Below are 20,148 nucleotides of genomic sequence, written 5' to 3' on the forward strand. Positions count from 1 at the left end.
TTACTTCCGGGCAGCCGACTTGGCGGCCGGTTTCGCGGACTTCGCGGATTTGGCGGCTTTCTCCGAATCCGAGGGCATCTCGATATTGATCTCGAGGCTCGAGATATCGTCGTTGCGCTCCATCCGGATATCGACGCCATCCTCTTCGATCTGCATGTATTTGCGGATCACCGCGAGGATGTCGCGTTGCAGATCGGGAAGGTAGTCGGCCTGCGCCGACCCGCTTCCGCGTTCATGCGCGAGAAGGATCTGCAGACGGTCCTTGGCCGTCTGCGCCGATTTCGCGCGGCGGGGTTTGAGCGAGAAACCGAACAGGCTCATGCGGACCGCCCGAAGAGACGACCGATGAAGCCGGGGCGCTTCTCGCCCGGAATGCGCATCGGAATATCCTCGCCCAGAAGGCGCGAGACCGCGTCGTCATAGGCGGCCGACGCGCTGGACGGCTCGTCGAGTACGACCGGCATGCCGGTGTTCGATGCGCGCAGGACGGCGGTGCTTTCGGGCACGATACCGATCAGCGGGACCGCCAGAAGCTCCAGCACATCCTCGACCGTCATCATCTCGCCCTTGTCGATGCGCGACTGGTCGTGACGGGTCAGAAGCACCTGCGCCTTGACCGGCTCGCCGTCGCTTTCGGCCCGGCGGGTCTTGGACGACAGAAGGCCCAGCACCCGGTCGCTGTCGCGCACCGAGGAGACTTCGGGGTTGGTCACGACGACCGCCTCATCGGCGAAGAACATCGCGAGCTGCGCGCCACGCTCGATCCCGGCAGGGCTGTCGCAGATGATGTAGTCGAATTCCTGACGCAGTTCGTCGAGCACCTTCTCGACGCCCTCTTGCGTCAGCGCATCCTTGTCGCGCGTCTGCGAGGTCGGCAGGATCGAGAGCGTCTCGACTCGCTTGTCCTTGATCAGCGCCTGCTTGAGCCGTGCATCGCCCTGAATGACGTTGATGAAGTCGAACACCACGCGACGCTCGCAGCCCATGATCATGTCGAGGTTGCGCAGGCCCACGTCGAAATCGATCACGACGGTCTTATGGCCGCGCTTGGCGAGACCGGCAGAGATTGCGGCGGCGGAAGTGGTCTTGCCCACGCCCCCCTTGCCCGAGGTGATCACGATCACCTTGCCGAGCGGCGAATCGTCCTTGAGTTGCGTCATTCGAACGCCTCCACACAGAGTTTGTCATCGTCGAGGAAAACCTGCACGGGCTTGCGACGAAGCTCCGCGGGGATGGTTTCGCTCGTTTTGTAAAGGCCCGCGATCGCGAGCAATTCGGCGTCGAGCTGGCGGCAGAAGATACGCGCGCTCTCATCGCCATGTGCGCCTGCCATCGCCCGTCCACGCAGCGTGCCGTAGACATGGATGTTGCCCGCCGCGACCAGTTCCGCGCCCGAGGCGACCGATCCGACCACCGTCAGATCGCCATGCTCGGCCACGATCATCTGGCCCGAACGCACCGGCGTCTGCACGACCTTGTTGCGCGGGACCGGCGGGGCCGCCCGCTTCGCCGCAGGCTGCGGCTTTTGCGGCTTTTGCGGCTTCGGCTCGGGCATCGCGGTCTCGCGGCCCACCTTGATCGGAATAATTCCGTAGCCTTTTACTGCGCTTAGCTGCGCCTCGGTGGCGTTTTGCGCCCCGAAGATCTGCAGATCGCGCGCGAAAAGGTTGTCGATCATGTCGCGCACATCGGCCGGTTTCGAGAACTCCGGCACCTGCGCGAAATCGAGCACCATCGGCGCTCCGGCCAACAGATGGGGCGTCTTCGCAAGCTGCGCATCGAGCGCGGCATAGAACACGTCATCAGGCGCGTCTGTCTCGAGCCGTAGCGCGATGGCGGTCAGGAACAGACCGCGGAACTGGAAAGGTTGAACCGAGACCGGCGCAGGCTTCTGCCCGGTCGGAGATAGGGTATCTGACACGAGGGTAGCTCGCTTCTGCTCAGGAGTCGGGGCGCATCGTGCACCCACGTTGTTTTTCTTTGTTGTGTCGGATCACGCACTGCAAACGCCAGCACAAAATCGCGATGGCCTCTCTACTCGGCTAAATCCTGCCGTCAACCGGAAGTAGACGAAGTTTTCGTGTTCAGGCGCAGAGGCGGGCCCGGATCGCAGGTTGACCCAGCGTCGTCAGCCGGTATCGCCGCGCCGGATCACTCGAGCATCGCCGTCGCGAGCTGGCTGTCGAGAAGCTCTTCGGGCAGCAGGATGTAGATGTCTTCCGGCGGCGTCGTCAGAGAATAGATCATCACGCCGGGATCGACGCCCATGTCGATCAGATATTCCATCGTCCGCCCCTGCCCGCGCTGGATTTCCTCGACCGCGAAATAGGCGGGCATGTAGAGGTTCTCGTCGTAATAGTGCTGGTGCATCCCGATATATCCGTCGGGCGAGACACGACGTTCCTGACCGGCCGCGAGGACATAGGGACAGGCCGACATGCAGGCCATGCCGGGCAGGATCACGGTGCTCTTCTCGGCCTCGCGCAGCACGCGGCCAATCGCCAGCGCCTCACTCACTTCGCCGCCGGGGCTGCTGAGTGCGATCGTCGCCGGGGCCTCCTCGGGCGCGTCGCCTTCGGTGAGCCCCGCGAGATAGGTCTCCAGCCGATCCGCATCGCCCGGCGCGATGGCCCCGTTCAGCAGCAGCACCGTGCCGATCCCCTCGACCTCTTCGCGCGCAAAGGTCAGCCGGTCGGGATAGTTCGACGGCAGCTCGATCCCCGGCGGCAGCGCAGGCGCATCGCGGCGCGGCGTCGGACGTGCGGGATCGAAGCGGCGGCGCTGATCGCCCGGCGCGACCGGGGTGGTCATTTCCGGCACGGCGGAGGGCGGCTGCGGGCGATAGCGCCCCAGCCAGTCGCCCGCAATCATCACCACGGCGATGCCGACCTGCACCAGCAACACGACGTGCAGCCAGCGGCGCACGTCGAACCGGTCGAAGCGCGGGAGCGACAGGCGCATCGCTCAGCTCTCCGCAGGGCGCGGCGGCGCGTCCGCGGGCGCAGGCGGGTCGACCTTCTCGGACACCCGCTTGAGCATCTCGGCATCGGCGCCCCCCATTGTCTGCTCGACATCGCGCATCGCGTTCAGCGCGGCTTTCAGATCGGCCAGCGTCAGCGTCTCCTCGATCGGCAGCCCGTCGCGGCCCGAACGGATCGCGGCCTGCGTCACCGCCAGCACGAAAACCAGCACGGCGGGCAGCAGGTCGATCGCAATCGCCCCGGCCCAGGAAGGCACGAAACTGCCCGCGTAACGGATTACGGCCTCGGCGCTAGTGATCGGGTTATAGGCGGTCTGAATCGGCGGATCGCGGGCCAGAACCTCATCGGCGGCGCGCTCGAGCGTACGGCCCCGCTGATCGAGCGCTTCCAGAACGGAATCGATGGTCGAAGACTGCGCATCGCGGACATTGGTGGTGCGCCCGTCCAGTTCCGGCAGTACCACCGACGCCGGCAGATCCTGCGCTGCCCGCGCCACCAGCGGCGCGACAGACAGCTGATCAAGCCGCGCGATCACGCCCGCCAGCCGCACGCTTTGCTCGGCAAATTCGACCGAGCGTTTCTCCACCGGGCCGGGCGCCACGATCAGCGCGCGCATCCGCCCGAGGATCTGGTTGCCGGTCTCGAAGGAGTCGTCGATCAGCGGCTGCTGCGCGCGGATCTGCTCTTCGAGATTGGCCAGTTCCTCGGTCTTCTGGGTCAGCACGCGGAACACCGCGCCCCGCCCTGCCGTGCCCGAAAGCTGGCCCGATTGTTCCTGATCCGCCAGTGCCTCGAAGGCGGCACGCGCGCGTTCGACCTCGCGGCCCAGCGCCTGCGCCGAGAGCGCAATGTCATGGGCCTGCTCCAGCGCGGACTGGTAATCGCGCACGGTGGTGTCCAGATGCTGCTCCACCGCCGCCGACCCCGCCAGCGCCGCCGCATTGAGCCAACTCGACATCGCGACAATGGCCAGAGAGCCCACGATGGTCGAGACCGTCAGCCCCAGAAAGCCGCTCGCCGTGCGCATCGCGGGCAAAAGCCGCAGCATGTAGCTCCAGAAGACGAAAATCCCGACCGAGACGGCGATGGAATAGGCCAGTGCCGCGAAGAAGCTCATCGCGCCGTTATCCTCGAGGATCGAGGACACGCCGAGATAGGTATAGATCCCCGAGGCGATCGCCAGCACGCCCAGCGCCGCCGGCGTGATCGTGTCGAGCCAGGCCAGATGGCCCTCCAACTCCTTCGCGGTGCGCAGACCCTTGGTCTCGGCCGCGCTCAGTCTCTTGGTGGGTTCGGTCATCTGGGGCTCGCCCTTCTCGAAATTGGGATCGGGAATTGATCACAATTGGGGCACGGCACGGTGAATTTTAAGGGTTTGGAAAGAATAGTTTACTTCAGCCTGCGCCTGCGCGCGCCCGGTTGCGGCGGTTTCGCGCGTGATCTGCACCCGAATTGGTGAGGCCACCCGGGGGACTCCGGGTGGCCTCGTCTTGACGAACCGGCCACAACCGGCGCCCCACTTACATCGCCGGCAGGATCGTCAAGTCACGGATGTCGCCGCCGGCTCCTTCGACCATGCCCTTGCCCATCGCCTCACCACTCTCGAGGTCGACGGTGTAGAGCATGTTCCCGGTGGCGAGCCACGCCGTGTTTTTCATGTCTTCGGTGGTCTGGATGTCGAACGCATAGCCCTCGCCCGGCATGTCGATGCCGAACTTGCCGATGGCGGCGAGCGTGCCGTCATTGGGCGAGGTCTGCTGGATCAGCGCGACGATGGTGGAATCCACGTCATACATCGCGGTACTGTCGGGCATCCCGTAGCTGTTGGCATAGGCAGCGGCAGCGATCGCCGGGGCCTCGCCTGCATGCATGTCCTTTTCCTCATAAGCGAGGCTGCCATCGACGGTCACATCGCCGGTTTCTACGTTCACGCGGTGATTGGTGGTGCCCGACATGAAGCGCAGCTTGTCGGCCTTCGGGTTGAAATCGACGATCACCGGCCCGTCCACGGGCAGCATCTTGTCCATCTGCGAGATTTTCGTCGCAGCGCCGCTTTCCATATCGATCGTATAGAGCGCCTGATCGGCATCCACCGCGACCAGCGTCTTGTTCGACGGGCGCAGGTCGATCCCGTGCAGTTTCGCGGTGCCGGTGACATCCATCGTGCCGGTGACTTCGAGCGTCTCGGTATCGAACATCACGAGCGTCTTGTCGCCCACGAGGCCGATGGCCGAGGCCGCCAAGGCGCCGCTTGCGCCCATTGCGGTGACGAGAGCGGTCGAGAGGGTCAGTTTCAGCATGGTTATTCCTTTCGTTTCCCTGTTCGCGGCAAGCGCCTTTCGCGCCGTCCATGCCCCCTAGACCCGGCCAGATGCGGATCGGATGCAGGAAATCAAAATTTTTTCTGCGAAGTGGTGCGATGCCCCCTGCGACAGCAGGCGAGACACCGGCCCCGCAACAACGGGGCCGGTGTGAGAAATCAGACGTAAGCGCCTGCCGAATAGGTCAGATCATAGCTGTGGCTGTAGATCTCGAAGACGATGCCGAACGGGTCTTCGACATAGACCATGCGGTAAGGCTTGGTGCCGGGGAAGTATTCCCGGATCGGCATCCGCTGCTGCCCGCCAGCCTCAACGATGCGCTGGGTCAGCCCTTCCACATCCGGGTCCTGCACGGCGAAATGGAAGGTGCCGTGGCGCTTGTGTTCGAGCTTGTCCTCTGGCGCGTAATTGCCGGGGAATTCGAAGATCTCGATACCGATCCCATCCGCGGTCGACAGATGCGCGATCCGCAGCGAGCCCCATCCGGGCCCGAACACATCGGTGCACATCACGCCGATGGCGCTGTCATCCTCGACGGCCTCGGAGGGCTCCATCACGACGTAGAACCCGAGAACCTCGGAATAGAACGTCACGGCGGCCTCGAGGTCGGGGACCGACAGGCCGATATGGGAGAAGGTGCGCGGGGTGGTTGCCATCTCAAGGCTCCTTTCTGGTTGCGATGACAGCGATATGGATTGTCATACCCCTCATGTGAAATTATCATATTTCATCTGAACAATAACAATCTGTTATCCCTCATGCTGAACGCAACCTGGCTCGAAACCTTCACCGCGCTTTGCGAGGTGGGGCATTTCACCCGCGCCGCGGAGCGGTTGCACATGACACAGCCGGGCGTGAGCCAGCACCTCAAGAAGCTAGAAGCTCAGGTCGGACAAAAGCTGATCACGTGGCAGGGCAAGAGCTTTTCGCTCACTCCTGCGGGCGAGGCGGTTTTCGCGCTCGGCCTGTCGCGGCGGGCCGAGGAGAAACGCCTGCGCGACGCGATCGAGACCGATGACCGGGATGCGGGCCCGGTGCAGATTGCCTGCTCAGGCAGTTTCGCGATGCTGCTCTACCCGATCTTGCTGGAATGGATGCAAAGTGCGCCCGCGCTGAGCGTCCATCTGCAGGCCGCACCACAGGCGGATATACTGGCGGGACTGCTGGAGGGGCGGTTCGACCTCGGTGTGCTCGGCACGGACCCGGATCACGCGCGACTCGAGGCGCAGCATATCGGGCGCGAAGAGCTGTGCCTCCTGCTGCCTGCCGGGGCCGTGCCGCCCGAGACCTTCGCCGATCTCGACGCGCACGGCTTCATCGCCCATCCCGACGGCTACGCCTATGCCGACGACCTGCTGAAGCTGAACTTCCCCGAGGACTATCCCGGAGCTGACCGGCTGCGCCTGCGCGGTTCGGTCAACCAGATCGGGCAGATCCCTGCCCCGGTGGCCAATGGGATCGGCTACACTCTCCTGCCGCGCAGTGGGGTCGAGGCCTTTGCGGACAAGGCGCAGCTCTCTGTCGTCCCTCTACCGAAGCGTCGCTGGCACGAGCTGTGGCTGGCCTCCCGGCGCGGGCGCAGCGCCCCGGCGCGGGTGCTCCATACGCAAGAGATGATCGTCCAAGCCGCGCGGCAATTGCGCTGAGCGCCACGCTTTTCGACCGAAATCCGAGATTATTTTCATCCAATCGAGCGTTTCGCGGGTCTAGAGCTTGGAAACGGGAGAAAATCGTGAAGAACTTGGTCCGGGAGAGACCGCCGCGCGGCAGGCGGAACATGGGAGCGTTTATGACGAAAGCGGAAAGCTGCCCCGTTGCGCAGGCGCTGCACGATTGTGCCGAGGGCGATGCGGGCGCGCTTGAGCGGCTGGTGGCGTTGGAAGGCGGGCGCATGCTGGGCGTGGCCAAGCGCATCCTGGGCCGCACCGATCTGGCCGAGGAGGCCTTGCAGGAGGCGCTGGTGCGCATCTGGCGCAAGGCCGGGCAATTCAGCGGCAATCCCGGCTCGGCCAAGGGCTGGGTCTATACCGTCCTGCGCAGTCGCTGCCTGAACATTCTGCGCGACGGCAAACGGCTGAGCCTGCTCTCGCCCGAGGAATTGGGGGCGTTGCAGGATGCACGCGAGCAAAGCGTGCCCGAAGAGGGCTGGCAGATGCTCGCAGGCTCCAGCCGCCTGCGCGATTGCCTGGAGGCGCTCGACCCCGCCAGCCGCCATTCGATCCTGCTCGCCCATGTCGGCGGGTTCAGCCATGGCGAGATCGCCGCGCGCCAGTCGGTGCCGCTGGGGACGGCGAAAAGCTGGATCCGGCGCGGATTGGCCAGCCTGAGGGAGTGCCTGTCATGAGCCTGAACCGGACCGACCTCAATGCCATCGCAGATGATTACGTCCTTGGCCTGCTCGGGGAGACCGAGGCCGAGTTGTTCGAGGAACTGCTGGCGCGCGACCCTGCGCTGGAGGCCCGCGTGGCGGCGCTGCGCGACGGGTTGCTCCCGCTCGACCTCTCCGCGCCCAAGGTCGACCTGCCGGATGATTTCATGGATCGCCTGCGCGAACGCATCGCGGCGGAACCTGCACGCGAAGACGCGGCCCCACGGGGGGTGACGATCACGCCGGTCCCGCCGCAAGCCGACAACCTGCCGCAAGCCCCGCGCGCGAAGCGGCGCTGGTTGATCGCGGCGGGGATCATCGGCCTCGCGGTAGGGCTGGGCACCGGCTCGCTGCGCCCGACGCCAGAGCCGCGCGTGGTCGCCGTTCTGATGAACGCGTCCGGCGAGCCGCAGGCCGTGATCGAGGATTACGGCAATCGCGATGCCAAGATCCGCTTCGTAGCCGATGTGACGCTGCCCTCGGACAAAACGATCCAGGCCTGGACCCTTCCCTCGCCTGAGACGGGCCCGGTGTCGCTCGGCACGCTCGACCGGGTGGCGCCTGCAGTGTTGACCGGGCCCGACCTGCCCGCTCCCGCACCGCAGCAGCTCTACGAGATCACGCTGGAACCCGCGGGCGGCTCGCCCACAGGGCGCCCGACCGGCCCGATCCTCGGCAAGGGCTTCGCCCATATCCAGAGCTGATCGGGCCCTGCCCGTGCGGGAGGGTCTCCCGCACGGGCTTGACCTTGCCTATATTCGGCTGAAATGAACAGGGCGCGGCGCACGCGCCCCATTCGCCCGACCCAGACAGGCCCGAGAGAGGACCCCCCTGATGAAATTTCGCTTCCCGATTGTCATCATCGACGAGGATTTTCGCTCCGAGAATACCTCCGGTCTCGGCATCCGGGCACTCGCGCAAGCCATCGAGGCCGACGGGTTCGAAGTGCTCGGCGTCACCAGCTACGGCGACCTGTCGCAATTCGCGCAACAGCAAAGCCGCGCCTCGGCCTTCGTGCTGGCGATCGACGACGAGGAATTCTCCTCCGGTCCCGAACTGGACCCGGCAGTCGAGAAGCTGCGCGCCTTCATAGAGGAAGTGCGCTGGAAAAACGCCGATGTGCCGATCTTCCTGCATGGCGAGACCAAGACCTCGCGCCACCTGCCCAACGACATCCTGCGCGAGCTGCACGGCTTCATCCACATGTTCGAGGATACGCCGGAATTCGTCGCCAAGCACATCATCCGCGAGGCGAAAAGCTATCTCGAGAGCATCCAGCCGCCCTTCTTCAAGCAGCTTCTCGACTATGCCGAGGACGGCTCCTACTCGTGGCACTGCCCGGGCCATTCGGGCGGCGTCGCCTTCCTGAAATCGCCGATCGGCCAGATGTATCACCAGTTCTACGGTGAAAACATGCTGCGCGCCGATGTCTGCAACGCGGTGGAGGAGCTGGGCCAGCTGCTCGATCATAACGGCGCGATCGGCGCCTCCGAGCGCAATGCCGCGCGGATCTTCAATTCCGATCACTGCTTCTTCGTGACCAACGGCACCTCGACCTCGAACAAGATGGTCTGGCACCACACGGTCGCGCCGGGCGATGTGGTCGTCGTGGACCGCAACTGCCACAAGTCGATTCTGCACGCGATCATCATGACCGGCGCGATCCCGGTCTTCCTCAAGCCCACGCGCAACCACTGGGGCATCATCGGCCCCATCCAGCGCTCGGAATTCGAGCCCGAGGCGATCCGCGCCAAGATGAAGGCGAACCCGCTACTGGCCGATTACGACACCGACAATGTCCAGCCCCGGATCATGACACTGACGCAGTCGACCTATGACGGCGTGCTCTATAATACCGAAGTCATCAAGGGGATGCTCGACGGCTGGGTCGACAACCTGCATTTCGACGAGGCGTGGATCCCCCATGCCGCCTTCCACCCGTTCTACGGCCAGTATCACGCGATGGGCCGCAAGCGCGAGCGCACCGCCAAGTCGATCACCTATGCGACGCAGTCGGTGCACAAACTGCTCGCCGGGATTTCGCAGGCGAGCCATGTGCTGGTGCAGGACAGCAAGGAAGAAAGGCTCGACCGGCATCTCTTCAACGAGAGCTACCTGATGCACACCTCCACGAGCCCGCAATATTCGATCATCGCAAGCTGCGATGTGGCGGCGGCGATGATGGAGCCGCCGGGCGGCACGGCACTTGTGGAGGAAAGCATCGTCGAAGCGCTCGATTTCCGCCGCGCGATGGTGAAGGTCGAAGAGGAATACGGCCCCGAGGACTGGTGGTTCCAGGTCTGGGGCCCGACCGATTTCCGCGCCGATGGCGACGGGATGGCCGCGACCCGCGACTGGGTTCTCAAGAAGACCGATGCCGAGGGCGTCGAGACGACCGGCTCGGATAGCTGGCACGGCTTTGGCGACATGGCGCCGGGCTTCAACATGCTCGACCCGATCAAGGCCACGATCATCACCCCCGGCCTCGATATCGAGGGGCGTTTCGACGACAGCGGCATCCCCGCCTCGATCGTGTCGAAATACCTCGCCGAGCATGGCGTCGTGGTCGAGAAGACCGGGCTTTACAGCTTCTTCATCCTGTTCACGATCGGCATCACCAAGGGTCGCTGGAACACGCTGCTGGCCGCGCTGCAGCAGTTCAAGGACCATTACGACAAGAACCAGCCGCTGTGGCGCGTGATGCCGGAATTCTCGGCGAAGTTCCCGCGCTACGAGCGCATGGGGCTGAAGGATCTCAGCCAGCACGTCCATTCGCTTTACGCGAAATACGACGTGGCGCGGCTCTCGACCGAGATCTACCTGACCGACCATCACCCCGAAATGACCCCGTCGGAGGCGTTTTCGCATATCGCGCGGCGCAAGACCGAGCGCGTCTCCATCGACGAGCTGGAGGGCCGGATCACGACGAGCCTCGTGACCCCCTACCCGCCGGGCATTCCGCTGCTGATCCCGGGTGAGGTCTTCAACGCGAAGATCGTGGATTACTTGCGCTTCAACCGGGAATTCGCCCGCGAATGCCCCGGCTTCGAGACCGATATCCACGGGCTCGTGACGGAGACCAGCGAGGACGGCCAGACGTATTACTTCGCGGATTGCGTGGCGCGCTGAGCCTGCGCGCCCCGTGTTCGGCTATCACTCTCAGGGCGCGGCTCGGTTTATCCCGACCGCGCCCTAATTCATTCCTCAGACGGATCGGTTGCGAGAGGAAAGCAGCATGAGCGACAGGCCCAAAGGCACGATGATGGCCGTGGTCACGACCGGAACGGGCGGCTACGAGCGGCTCGACTACCGCGAGGTCGCGATGCCCGAACCGGAGCCCGGCGAGGTGCTGCTGCAGGTGCTCGCGGCGGGCATCAACAATACCGACATCAACACCCGGCTGGGCTGGTACTCTTCTGACGTCAAATCCGGCACGCAGGAGTCGCGCGAAGACGCCGAGCATGCCGATGGCGGCTGGAGCGGGGCCACGCCCTTCCCTCTGATCCAAGGCACCGATTGCTGCGGCCGGGTCGTCGCGGTGGGCGACGGCGGCGACGAGACCCTGATCGGCACCCGCGGCCTGGTGCGCTCCTGCATGCGCGAGCGCGATTTCTCCTCGATGGACACGGTTTGGCTCGGCTCGAATTTCGACGGGGCCTTCGCGCAATATGTCAAAGTCCCCGCTGGCGAGGTCTTCGCCGTCGAAAGCGACTGGAGCGACGCCGAACTCGCCACCCTGCCCTGCGCCTATGGCACCGCCGAGAACATGATCCACCGAGCAGGCGTCACCGCGCGCGAGCGCGTGCTGGTGCCCGGCGCCTCGGGCGGCGTGGGCTCGGCGTTGATCCAGCTCCTCAAACGGCGCGGCGCGGAAGTCGTTGCCATCACCAGCGCCGCCAAGCGCGAGATGGTGCTGGAGATCGGCGCGGACCAAGTGCTCTGTCGCGAGGACGATCCCGTAGCGGCGATCGGCGAGAACAGCGTGGATGTGGTGATCGACAACGTCGCCGGGCCGGGTTTCGGCACGATGCTGAAACTGCTCCGACGCGGCGGGCGCTATGCCTCATCGGGCGCGATTGCCGGACCGGTCGTGGAGCTCGACATGCGCGACCTGTATCTCAAGGACATCACCCTGATCGGCTGCACCGCATGGGGCGAGCCCATCTTCGGCAACCTGATCTCCTATGTCGAGAAGGGCGAAATCCGGCCCCTGCTGGCCGCCACCTACCCGCTCGATCAGATCGTCGAGGCGCAAAAAGTGTTTCAGGAAAAACACCACGCCGGGAAGATCGTGCTGATCCCGGCGTCCTGAGGCGTTGGATCCGGATATCCGGGTGGGAGCGCAAGCCCCACGCTGATGGCGCTCCCGCTCCGCCCGGCCCGGGGCCTACTTGTCCTTCTTATCGCCTTCGTCAGGCTCCTCGACACGCTCGATTTCCACCTTCACGCGGGTAGCCAATCCGGCGATCACGCCGAGGACGGCCAGCCAAGGCGCGGCGAGCACCACGACCCCGCTGACGACGAGGCTGAGATTGAGGGGCGCCTCGACGAAAGGATCCCCGCCGGCGGAGCTGATACGCAGCTGGCGCACGCTCCCCTCCTGCGCCAATTCCTTGACGCGATCGACGAGTTGGTTGCCTGCGACCTCGATTTCTTCCCAAACGGTGCGCTCGGGTTTCTTGTCGTCTTGCATCGAACTGTTCCTCTCGATTTGGGGGGTAAACACGGAGGTAATTACGGCAGCGCCCATCGGGCACGTCGCTTTGCCACGGCGCGCTGCGCAGAGGGAAAGGAACATGATTCCACAGCCCGCGCCTTGATCTTCGTCAGGCGCGGGCAAAAGGGCCGCTGCGGCGCGCGCTCGGGCAAAAGCCGAGTTCACGCCGCAACGGCCAAGTGATGCTGTGACGCCGATTAGCCCCGATCAGACCGCAGGTTTGCGGTGCAGCGTGCCCTGCTCGTAGGCATAGGCGCATTGGATCAAGGCGTGTTCGCTCCACTGCTGGCCGAGGAAGATCAGCTCGAACGGCGCGCCGGAGGCGTAGTAGCCCGCGGGCACGGTGACGCCCGGAATGCCCGCGATATTCAGCTCCCCGACGGTTGTCTCGAGGATCGCGTCGCCCGAATGCAGGCCCGGCAATTCGCAGAGCATCTGCGGATAGACGAGCGCGTCGAGTTGATGGCGCGCGAAGACTTCCTCCATCAGCAGCAGATAGGTCCGCTTCAGGGCCGTGAACGCAGGCAGCGCGGGCGGCGTGGTCGGGGATTTCACCGCCTCGACGAAATCGGGCAGCTCGTTGAGGAAGCCGAGGATCGCCCCCTTCGCGAGCACGTTTTCCTCCTTCGTCGCCTCGACGAACTCCTCCCAAGTCTTGATCGCCGCATTCGGGCCCAGCCGTTCGAGATATTTCGTCATGTCATAGGGGATGGATTCCAGCCCGCGCCCGTCGAAGAAGGGCGTGCCCGGCGTGATCTCCCGGTAGCTTGCGAAATCGGTGCCTGCGAATGGGTCCTCGACGAGAACCGCGCCAAGGTCTTCGAGCTCGCTCTTCGCGCGGTCATAGAGATCCGACGCCTCGTGCGAGAGTTCGTTCTTCCGCCAGCCCGGCCCGTACAGCCCGAGCCGCTTGCCCTTCAGGCCGTCCTTCGACAGGCCCGAGGCGTAGCCGCCTTCGGGGATCTTGTCGACGCAAGCCAGCGTCTTGGGATCTTCGGTGGTGAACCCCGCCAGGACATCGAGGCCGAGGGCGGCATCCGTGACAGTGCGGGCAATCGGCCCGACCACGTCGCGATTGCCCGAGAGCGGCACGACCCCGGCATTCGGCACCAGCCCGATCGTCGGCTTGATGCCCACCAGCCCCTGCGCCGAGGCCGGGTTCTGGATCGAGCCGCCGGTTTCCTCGGCCAGCCCCATGACGCACATATGGGTGGCGACCGCCGCCGCCGTGCCTGCGCTCGATCCGCCCGGCGCACGATCCTCGATCGCGGGGTTGATCGTGGGACCGGCCCAGCTGTCATTGGCATGCGTTCCGGTCCAGCTGAGGATCGGGACGTTGGTCTTGCCGAGGATCACCGCATCGGCGGCGCGCATCCGGGCCACCACCGGGCTGTCGCGTTCGGGCATCAGATCGACGCCGCCCGTCCCGGAATAGAGAAGCCGCCAACCGGCCGTGGTGGGGATGCCCGCCATGTCCATCGGATCCTTCACGACGATCGGCACCCCGGCCAGCGGCCCGAGCGCCTCGCCCGCGGCGCGCCGCCGGTCGATGTCGCGGGCGGTCTCGAGGGCTGCGTCATTCTCGAAGATTATCGCGTTGTATTTGCCGTTCAGCGCCTTGACCTGAGCCATGCAGGCTTCGGTCAGCGCCTCTGCAGTGAACGCCCCCGAAGCCAGCCCCTCCTGAACGGCGGCGACGGTGAGCGTTCCGAGGTCGGGCAGATCGGGTTTCGTTTGAGCGGACATGAGAGACTCCTTTTCCGTTTGGCGGGCATGGTGCCGCCATCGCCCGAGCCGGAGCCGGGCGGGGTGGATCGAAAGTGACAAAGCTCGACCCGTGGCGCGAACCGCTGAGGCCGCAGGGACGGTCGAAGCCGGGAAGAAAAAGGTCGCCCTCACCCAAGAAGCTGCCCTCCAAGGCAGAGGCGACAGGTTAAAGACCGCGCAACAAGGGATAGGGGCGCGGCCCTAAGCTCATTCAGCGATGCCGACGATCGACTTCAGGACCGAGGCCCCGACCGTGTATTTCGGGTCGACCATGTTGCCGAGGCGCACGCGCCCGCATTGGGTCAGCAGCATGTAGGCGTCGATCTCGTCGAAGCCGAAATCGGCGGCCATCCAGCGGATCAGCTCGCGGTAAGCGCCGCGCGCGGCGTCTTCCATCGGGCGTGCCGAGCCGACGGTCATGTAGAACTCTTCGTTCTCCAGACGCGGCGTGCGGATCGTCCAGTTCTTGATCAGGTCGATGCGTACGGTAGTCACGGTCGGGTGCTCGACCGCAACGCCGCAAAGCTCACCGTCACCCTGGGCTGCGTGGCAATCCCCGAGGAACAGATAGCCGCCCTCGGTCTGTACGGGCAAATAGACGACCGCGCCCGGTGCGACATCGGGAAGGTCCATGTTGCCGCCGTAATAATCCGGCACCAGCGAGGAGATCGCTTCGGCAATCGGCGCCGTGCCGATCGTGCCGATGAAGGGCTCGTAAGGCAGGCTGATCTTGTCGTTCCACTTCGTGCCCTCCTCGACGGTGATGTCGAGCTTGCGCACCACCTCGGGCAGCGGCGCGGTCAAGAGCGCCGTCTCGAAGGTGGGAACCAGACCGCCGAATTCGGGCATGATCACCGTGGTCCCCCGCGGCTGCGGGCCGCGCGGCACGATGCTTTCGATATAGACCGCGATCGTGTCGCCCTTCTCGGCGCCGTTGACGTAGATCGGGCCGTTTTGCGGGTTCAGGAACGGGAAGTTCAGGATCTCGGTCGGCTTGTCGGTCTCCGACTTGATCGCACCTTCGAACGCGTCATGGGTCTCGGCGCTGACGACGGTGCCCGGATCGACGGTCAGGACCGGCTCGATCCCGGCGGTGTAGATGTAGGGATAGCTTCCCTGCTCTTCCTCGGTGATCGTGCGCTTCTCGAGGGTCTGACCTTTCGCCACGCCCTTGCGCGCCATGATGGATTCTTCAAACCAGCTCATAAGTTGCTCCTTTTACTTGCAAATTCCATGATTGTTCCGGGGAGATCAGACCGACAGGTATCGTCGGATCGTGTCGCGGTCCTGCAGCATCTCGCGGTCGAGCTCGGCGACGATCCGGCCCTTGTCCATGACGTAGCAGCGCTGCGCCATCGCCCGGATCATGTCGACATTCTGCTCCACGAAGACGACGGTCACGCCGGTCTCGCGGTTCAGCTCGACCATGATGCGCGCGATGTCCTGCACGATGTTCGGCTGGATCCCCTCGGAGGGCTCATCGAGCAGGATCATCGACGGATCGCCCATCAGCACGCGCCCGATGGCGAGCTGCTGCTGCTGACCGCCCGACATCGTGCCCGCCCGCTGATCGGCGCGCTCCTTGAGGATCGGGAAATAGCGGTAGATCTCATCGACCTTGCCGGGGGTGGACTTGCCCGCGATGCTTTCACCAACGAGCAGGTTTTCGAGCACGGTCATGCGCGGGAAGACATCGCGGCCCTGCGGCACATAGCCGATGCCCTTGCGCGCCCGTTTATGCGCCGAGAGCAGGTCGATCGACGCGCCGTCGAGGTTGATCGACCCCTTGTCGGTCGACAACAGCCCAATCAGCGTTTTCATCAGGGTCGATTTGCCGACCCCGTTGCGCCCGATCACGGCGACGATCTCGCCCTCGCGGACCTGAAAATCGACGCCCTGCAGCACCGGCTTGCCGCCGTAGCCCGCATTGAGTTCGATCACGTCGAGAAGGACATCCTTACGCATCGACTTCTCCCAGATAGATGGCGGCGACACGTTCATCGGCGGTGATCTCGTCGATGGTGCCCTGCGCGAAAATCTTGCCGAAATGGAGCACCGTGACCTGGTGGGCGATCTGGCGCACAAATGCCATGTCATGCTCGACGGCGAGCAAGGTCATGCCCTCGCGGTTGAGTTCCTGAAGCATCTCGCCGGTGGCGAAGGTCTCGTCGGGCGTCATCCCTGCGGTCGGCTCGTCCAGCAGCAGCAGACGCGGTTTCAGCGCCACCGCCATACCGATCTCGAGCCACTGTTTCTGCCCGTGGCTGAGATTGCCGGCGAGCTGCTTGCGGTCCTGCGAGAGTTTGAGGAACGCCAGCAGCCGGTCGATCTCTTCTTGCAGGATCTCGGGCGCGACATGGTGCTGAAGCGCGATCGTCAGGTTCTGCTGGACGCTCAGTTCCTTGAAGATGCCGGGCACCTGAAACTTCACGCTGATCCCCTTGCGGATGCGCTCGAACGGCTTCGCACGGGTGATCTCCTCGCCGTCATAGAGGATCGCGCCGCTATCGGGCAGATGCTCGCCGAGGATCAGCTTGAAGAAGGTGCTCTTGCCCGCCCCGTTGGGACCGATCAGGCAGTGCATCTCTCCGGGCTGAAGCGCGAAATCGACATTGCCCGTGACGTGGAGCCCGCCGAAATGCTTGTTGAGCTGGCGTGTTTCGAGAATGGCCATCACCGCTCTCCTTCCAGTTTGGATTTCCGGCGCATGAAGGGCGAGATCAGCGCGATGACGATGCCACGCGGGGCGATCAGCACGGTGATCACCAAGAGCGTCCCCATCACGATCAGCGCGTATTGGCTGCCGTAGATCGTGAGCGACTGGAACACCATCAGCACCGCGAGCGTGCCGATGATCGTGGTCGTGAGGTCCGTGCGTCCGCCGACCGCGACCCAGACGATGGGCAGTGAGGCCGCCGTCATCCCCATCGAGGCGGGCGTGATGTAGTTGCCCCAGGAGGTGTAGAGCACTCCCGACAGCCCGGCGAGCGCGGAGCCGATCACGAAGGTCGCCAGCTGATACTTGCGCACGTCATAGCCCAGCATCTCGGCGCGCATCGGGTTCTCGCGGATCGCCACGATGACATTGCCAAAGCGCGAATTCACGAGGATGCGCAGGCCGAGATAGCAGACCAGCAGCAGCGCCAGCGTGACGTAGTAGAGGGTCACATCCGGATAGAGCACGATATTGCCGCCCGGCCACGGGATCGTCAGCGAGGGCATCGCGCCCATACCGTTGAACCCGTTCAGACGCGCCTTGCCGATCGCCCATTCGGGCCCCGCCGTCTGCGCCATGAAGCGCTCGAGCACCAGCGTCACCGAAAGCGTCACGATGCCGAGGAACACGCCGCTGATGCGCCCGAAGAACAGGAAGTAGCCAAGGATCGCCGCGAAAAGTGCGCTCAGGCCAACCGCCAGCACCAGCGAGAGCAGCGTCAGGCCGTAGGCGTCGCCGAGGTTGATCGTCAGGACCCCGTAGGCGTAGCCCGCGACCCCGAAGAAGGCGGTCTGGCCGAAGCTCAGCGCCCCGCCATAGCCCCAGATCAGGCTCAGCCCCATCGCCATGAAGAGCCAGTTGAAGAAGTAGACGTTATTGCCGACGTCGTAGCTGTCCGCGAAGGCCGGATAGGCGCAGGCGGCCAGCAGGACGACGCTGAAGCCCGACCAGAATTTCGGTCCCTTGCCGAGGGTTTGCGGCCCCTCGATGAGCTTCAGAATGGAAGTGAAACGGGATGCGCTGCTCACGTCAGGCCCTTTCTTTCAGGATCTTGCCGCTGATGCCGCGCGGCAGGATGCGGATCACGATGATGACGGCGATGAGCATGCCGATCTGACCGGCAAGCTGGCCCTGCCAGGAGGTCAGCGACGCTTTGATGAAGCCAAGCACGACCGCGGCAGGCGCCGTCCCGAGGAAGATGTCTGCGCCGCCCACGACGACGGTCACGAAAGCCTCGACCATGAAGGCGGCCCCCATCGTCGGCACGAGCGTCATCGTCGGCGCGTAAAGCCCACCGGCAAGCCCCGCGAGCGCTGCGCCCAGACCGAAGGTCAGGCTGTAGATGAGGTTGGTGTTGACCCCGAGCGCCTCGGCCACATGCGGCACCTGGATCGTGGCGCGGGCAAGGATGCCGAATCGCGTCTTGGTGAACATCAGCCACAAGGCGGCCAGCGTCGCGAGCGCCATCACCACGAGCACGATGCGGTAGATCGAATAGGAATAGTCGCCGACGGTGAAGCTGCCGAAGGGCGTGCCGCTGCCCGCCATCGTCGTGCCCAACACGATCAGCGTGCCTTGGGTGACGATCATCGAGATCCCCCAAGTGGCCACGATCGTATCGAGGGGACGTTTGTAGAGCGGGCGGATCACCACGACCTCGACGATCATCCCGGCGATACCGGCGGCCAGAGAGCCCAGCGCGATCGCGATCGGAAGGGGCACGCCCATATGGGTGGCGCTCGTCGAGACATAGGCGCCGCAGAGGATGAACTCGCCATGCGCGAGGTTGATCACGCCCATCATGCCGAAGATCACCGCGAGGCCGCAGGCGCTGAGCACGAGGAAGGCGAACGCGTCTCCGAACTGATAGAAGAAGCTGAAAAGAGAGTAGAGGAACTCCATAGACCGTCCCTTTCTTGGTGGCCGTCGTTCAGGGAAATCCGGGCAGGAAAATCCGGGAGGGGACGGATGCGGAGCCAAGGGGCTCCGCATCCGCGATGTGTCGGATTACTCCGTCGGCAGGTGCGACGGGGTGTACTGGTCGCTCGGATCGTTCTGGGTCAGATCGCAGCCGACATCGCCCAGCCAGTAGGGCTTGATGTCATCCCATTTCTTCGGGAACTCGATCGAGTGATCTTCGAGCACATGGGCCAGATAGATCGTGTGCGAGGTGTGCTGGCTCTTCGGATCGATGCACATCTCGCCCTCGGGCGCGTCGTAGCACAGGTTGCCATCGGCGAGCGTGGCGCGCACATCTTCCAGAGCGGTAGAGCCGCCGGCTTTCTCGACCATCTCCTTGTAGAGATAGACCGCCGCGTAGGAGTTCTCGGCTTCCTGGTTGATGTAGGGCTCGTCGGGGAACATCGCGTGGAACTTCTCGACGAAGGCCTTGCTTTCCGGCGTGTCGATTTCCTCGACATAGTTCACCGTCGCATACATGTCCTTCAGGCTCGGGGGCGTGAAGCGCTTATGCTCGTAGCCCTGACCCACGTTCACCGAGGACGCCATCGGCAGGTCGACATTCGCCGAACCGGCCTGCTCGTAATAGGACGACTGCGCCGTGCCCACCAGCAGCGTCACCACGAAGTCGGGCTTGGCCGCCTGGATGTTCTGGATGGTCTGCGAGAACTGCGACACGCCGAGCGGGATGAACTCTTCGCCCACCATCTCGCCGCCATTGTCCTTGACGATGTTGCGCACCCATTCGGCCGAGATCTGACCGAAGTTGTAGTCGGCGGCGATGGTGTAGACGTTCTTGCCGTACTTCTCCATCATGTAGGGGATCAGCGTCGAGAACTGCTGCTCCGGCACCGCGCCGGTGACGATCATGTTCGCGTCGCAGACGCCGCCTTCATACTGGTTGTTGTAGAAGGCCAGACCGTCGAACTGGTTGACGATCGGGCGATAGGCTTCACGCGAGGCCGAGGAGAAGCCCGCGAAGACCACGTCCACCTTGTCGCGCTGCAGCACGCGGCGCATGAATTCCTGATAGCGCGTGTTGTCCGACTGGGTGTCGTAGGTCACCAGCTCGATCGGACGACCGGCGATACCGCCCGCGTCGTTGATTTCCTTGGTGGCCAGCTGGATGCCATGCACCTTGCCGATGGTCGCGAGGGCGAAATCCCCCGACTGGTCTTCGAGCACACCGATCTTGATCGGCTCGGCGTCCTGAGCCATCACGGGCCCTGCAAAAGACAATAGGGTAGCGAGCACCGAAGCGGTGCTGATCAGTTTCCTGGTCATTTTCAACTCCTTGTTGAGGTTTTTCCGGGTGCCTT

General features: G+C 64.3%; 20 protein-coding genes. 5 read left to right on the forward strand and 15 right to left on the reverse strand.

Going from position 1 to position 20,148, the window contains the following annotated elements; all coding sequences use genetic code 11:
* From minE to BMI91_RS07345, 7 genes are all read right to left on the reverse strand, one after another.
* Complete coding sequence (minE, locus tag BMI91_RS07315) at nucleotides 1–321, reverse strand: cell division topological specificity factor MinE (protein WP_198453191.1); 321 nt, start codon at nucleotides 319–321, stop codon at nucleotides 1–3.
* Nucleotides 318–1,160, reverse strand: a complete 843-nt coding sequence (gene minD / locus BMI91_RS07320) for a septum site-determining protein MinD (protein ID WP_078520208.1) — start codon at nucleotides 1,158–1,160, stop codon at nucleotides 318–320. The genes minE and minD overlap by 4 nt, the downstream gene beginning before the upstream one ends.
* Nucleotides 1,157–1,921 carry a septum site-determining protein MinC gene (minC, locus tag BMI91_RS07325; RefSeq protein ID WP_078541781.1) on the reverse strand — a complete coding sequence of 255 codons (765 nt, stop codon included), beginning with the start codon at nucleotides 1,919–1,921 and terminating at the stop codon, nucleotides 1,157–1,159. Before minC ends, minD begins: the two co-directional genes overlap by 4 nt.
* Before the next feature lie 230 nt (nucleotides 1,922–2,151).
* Nucleotides 2,152–2,961, reverse strand: coding sequence for a COG3904 family protein (locus tag BMI91_RS07330; protein WP_078604505.1), 810 nt, complete (start codon nucleotides 2,959–2,961; stop codon nucleotides 2,152–2,154).
* A 3-nt stretch (nucleotides 2,962–2,964) separates the two neighbouring features.
* Nucleotides 2,965–4,281 carry a hypothetical protein gene (locus BMI91_RS07335; RefSeq protein ID WP_078604506.1) on the reverse strand — a complete coding sequence of 439 codons (1,317 nt, stop codon included), beginning with the start codon at nucleotides 4,279–4,281 and terminating at the stop codon, nucleotides 2,965–2,967.
* A 220-nt stretch (nucleotides 4,282–4,501) separates the two neighbouring features.
* On the reverse strand, nucleotides 4,502–5,281 hold the full coding sequence (locus BMI91_RS07340) for a DUF4394 domain-containing protein (RefSeq protein WP_093476970.1): 780 nt from the start codon (nucleotides 5,279–5,281) through the stop codon (nucleotides 4,502–4,504).
* Nucleotides 5,282–5,460: 179 nt separating this feature from the next.
* Nucleotides 5,461–5,958 carry a lactoylglutathione lyase family protein gene (locus BMI91_RS07345; protein ID WP_078604508.1) on the reverse strand — a complete coding sequence of 166 codons (498 nt, stop codon included), beginning with the start codon at nucleotides 5,956–5,958 and terminating at the stop codon, nucleotides 5,461–5,463.
* A 102-nt stretch (nucleotides 5,959–6,060) separates the two neighbouring features.
* Here BMI91_RS07345 and BMI91_RS07350 point away from each other — a divergent pair, with 102 nt between their 5' ends.
* The 5 genes from BMI91_RS07350 (at nucleotide 6,061) to BMI91_RS07370 (ending at nucleotide 11,982) form a co-directional block, all read left to right on the forward strand.
* Nucleotides 6,061–6,948 (forward strand): LysR family transcriptional regulator, encoded by an 888-nt coding sequence (locus BMI91_RS07350; protein ID WP_078604509.1) that lies wholly within the window; start codon nucleotides 6,061–6,063, stop codon nucleotides 6,946–6,948.
* Nucleotides 6,949–7,091: 143 nt separating this feature from the next.
* Complete coding sequence (locus BMI91_RS07355) at nucleotides 7,092–7,646, forward strand: sigma-70 family RNA polymerase sigma factor (RefSeq protein ID WP_078520217.1); 555 nt, start codon at nucleotides 7,092–7,094, stop codon at nucleotides 7,644–7,646.
* The gene (locus BMI91_RS07360) at nucleotides 7,643–8,374 is read left to right on the forward strand and encodes an anti-sigma factor (RefSeq protein ID WP_078604510.1); all 732 of its coding nucleotides are present in this window, start codon (nucleotides 7,643–7,645) and stop codon (nucleotides 8,372–8,374) included. Before BMI91_RS07355 ends, BMI91_RS07360 begins: the two co-directional genes overlap by 4 nt.
* A 130-nt stretch (nucleotides 8,375–8,504) precedes the next feature.
* Nucleotides 8,505–10,799 (forward strand): arginine/lysine/ornithine decarboxylase, encoded by a 2,295-nt coding sequence (locus BMI91_RS07365; protein WP_078604511.1) that lies wholly within the window; start codon nucleotides 8,505–8,507, stop codon nucleotides 10,797–10,799.
* Between the two features lie 106 nt (nucleotides 10,800–10,905).
* A complete protein-coding gene (locus tag BMI91_RS07370) occupies nucleotides 10,906–11,982 on the forward strand; it encodes an alcohol dehydrogenase family protein (protein WP_244176584.1) in 1,077 nt (358 codons plus the stop codon).
* 75 nt (nucleotides 11,983–12,057) lie between these two features.
* Here BMI91_RS07370 and BMI91_RS07375 read toward each other — a convergent pair whose 3' ends face one another.
* The 8 genes from BMI91_RS07375 to BMI91_RS07410 all read right to left on the reverse strand — a co-directional run bounded on the left by BMI91_RS07375 (nucleotide 12,058) and on the right by BMI91_RS07410 (nucleotide 20,113).
* On the reverse strand, nucleotides 12,058–12,363 hold the full coding sequence (locus tag BMI91_RS07375; protein WP_078604512.1) for a DUF4342 domain-containing protein: 306 nt from the start codon (nucleotides 12,361–12,363) through the stop codon (nucleotides 12,058–12,060).
* 231 nt (nucleotides 12,364–12,594) lie between these two features.
* Entirely contained in the window at nucleotides 12,595–14,133 is a 1,539-nt protein-coding gene (locus BMI91_RS07380; RefSeq protein ID WP_078604513.1) for an amidase, read from the reverse strand.
* Between the two features lie 228 nt (nucleotides 14,134–14,361).
* A complete protein-coding gene (locus BMI91_RS07385; protein WP_078604514.1) occupies nucleotides 14,362–15,360 on the reverse strand; it encodes an acetamidase/formamidase family protein in 999 nt (332 codons plus the stop codon).
* 45 nt (nucleotides 15,361–15,405) lie between these two features.
* On the reverse strand, nucleotides 15,406–16,119 hold the full coding sequence (locus BMI91_RS07390; protein WP_078604515.1) for an ABC transporter ATP-binding protein: 714 nt from the start codon (nucleotides 16,117–16,119) through the stop codon (nucleotides 15,406–15,408).
* On the reverse strand, nucleotides 16,112–16,828 hold the full coding sequence (locus tag BMI91_RS07395) for an ABC transporter ATP-binding protein (RefSeq protein ID WP_078604516.1): 717 nt from the start codon (nucleotides 16,826–16,828) through the stop codon (nucleotides 16,112–16,114). Before BMI91_RS07395 ends, BMI91_RS07390 begins: the two co-directional genes overlap by 8 nt.
* The gene (locus BMI91_RS07400) at nucleotides 16,828–17,898 is read right to left on the reverse strand and encodes an ABC transporter permease subunit (protein ID WP_078604517.1); all 1,071 of its coding nucleotides are present in this window, start codon (nucleotides 17,896–17,898) and stop codon (nucleotides 16,828–16,830) included. Before BMI91_RS07400 ends, BMI91_RS07395 begins: the two co-directional genes overlap by 1 nt.
* Before the next feature lies 1 nt (nucleotide 17,899).
* Nucleotides 17,900–18,772 carry an ABC transporter permease subunit gene (locus BMI91_RS07405; RefSeq protein ID WP_078520226.1) on the reverse strand — a complete coding sequence of 291 codons (873 nt, stop codon included), beginning with the start codon at nucleotides 18,770–18,772 and terminating at the stop codon, nucleotides 17,900–17,902.
* 105 nt (nucleotides 18,773–18,877) lie between these two features.
* Nucleotides 18,878–20,113: an urea ABC transporter substrate-binding protein gene (locus tag BMI91_RS07410; protein WP_078520575.1), complete on the reverse strand. Its 1,236-nt coding sequence runs from the start codon at nucleotides 20,111–20,113 to the stop codon at nucleotides 18,878–18,880.
* Between the last annotated feature and the right edge of the window lie 35 nt (nucleotides 20,114–20,148).

Origin of the sequence: Thioclava sediminum, from assembly GCF_002020355.1 — a bacterium.
GTDB lineage: Bacteria > Pseudomonadota > Alphaproteobacteria > Rhodobacterales > Rhodobacteraceae > Thioclava > Thioclava sediminum.

Coding starts and splice junctions, on each gene's coding strand:
- minE (WP_198453191.1), bottom strand. CDS start 321: ATGAGCCTGTTCGGTTTCTCGCTCAAACCCCGCCGCGCGAAATCGGCG.
- minD (WP_078520208.1), bottom strand. CDS start 1,160: ATGACGCAACTCAAGGACGATTCGCCGCTCGGCAAGGTGATCGTGATC.
- BMI91_RS07330 (WP_078604505.1), bottom strand. CDS start 2,961: ATGCGCCTGTCGCTCCCGCGCTTCGACCGGTTCGACGTGCGCCGCTGG.
- BMI91_RS07335 (WP_078604506.1), bottom strand. CDS start 4,281: ATGACCGAACCCACCAAGAGACTGAGCGCGGCCGAGACCAAGGGTCTG.
- BMI91_RS07340 (WP_093476970.1), bottom strand. CDS start 5,281: ATGCTGAAACTGACCCTCTCGACCGCTCTCGTCACCGCAATGGGCGCA.
- BMI91_RS07345 (WP_078604508.1), bottom strand. CDS start 5,958: ATGGCAACCACCCCGCGCACCTTCTCCCATATCGGCCTGTCGGTCCCC.
- BMI91_RS07350 (WP_078604509.1), top strand. CDS start 6,061: ATGCTGAACGCAACCTGGCTCGAAACCTTCACCGCGCTTTGCGAGGTG.
- BMI91_RS07355 (WP_078520217.1), top strand. CDS start 7,092: ATGACGAAAGCGGAAAGCTGCCCCGTTGCGCAGGCGCTGCACGATTGT.
- BMI91_RS07360 (WP_078604510.1), top strand. CDS start 7,643: ATGAGCCTGAACCGGACCGACCTCAATGCCATCGCAGATGATTACGTC.
- BMI91_RS07365 (WP_078604511.1), top strand. CDS start 8,505: ATGAAATTTCGCTTCCCGATTGTCATCATCGACGAGGATTTTCGCTCC.
- BMI91_RS07370 (WP_244176584.1), top strand. CDS start 10,906: ATGAGCGACAGGCCCAAAGGCACGATGATGGCCGTGGTCACGACCGGA.
- BMI91_RS07375 (WP_078604512.1), bottom strand. CDS start 12,363: ATGCAAGACGACAAGAAACCCGAGCGCACCGTTTGGGAAGAAATCGAG.
- BMI91_RS07380 (WP_078604513.1), bottom strand. CDS start 14,133: ATGTCCGCTCAAACGAAACCCGATCTGCCCGACCTCGGAACGCTCACC.
- BMI91_RS07385 (WP_078604514.1), bottom strand. CDS start 15,360: ATGAGCTGGTTTGAAGAATCCATCATGGCGCGCAAGGGCGTGGCGAAA.
- BMI91_RS07390 (WP_078604515.1), bottom strand. CDS start 16,119: ATGCGTAAGGATGTCCTTCTCGACGTGATCGAACTCAATGCGGGCTAC.
- BMI91_RS07395 (WP_078604516.1), bottom strand. CDS start 16,828: ATGGCCATTCTCGAAACACGCCAGCTCAACAAGCATTTCGGCGGGCTC.
- BMI91_RS07405 (WP_078520226.1), bottom strand. CDS start 18,772: ATGGAGTTCCTCTACTCTCTTTTCAGCTTCTTCTATCAGTTCGGAGAC.
- BMI91_RS07410 (WP_078520575.1), bottom strand. CDS start 20,113: ATGACCAGGAAACTGATCAGCACCGCTTCGGTGCTCGCTACCCTATTG.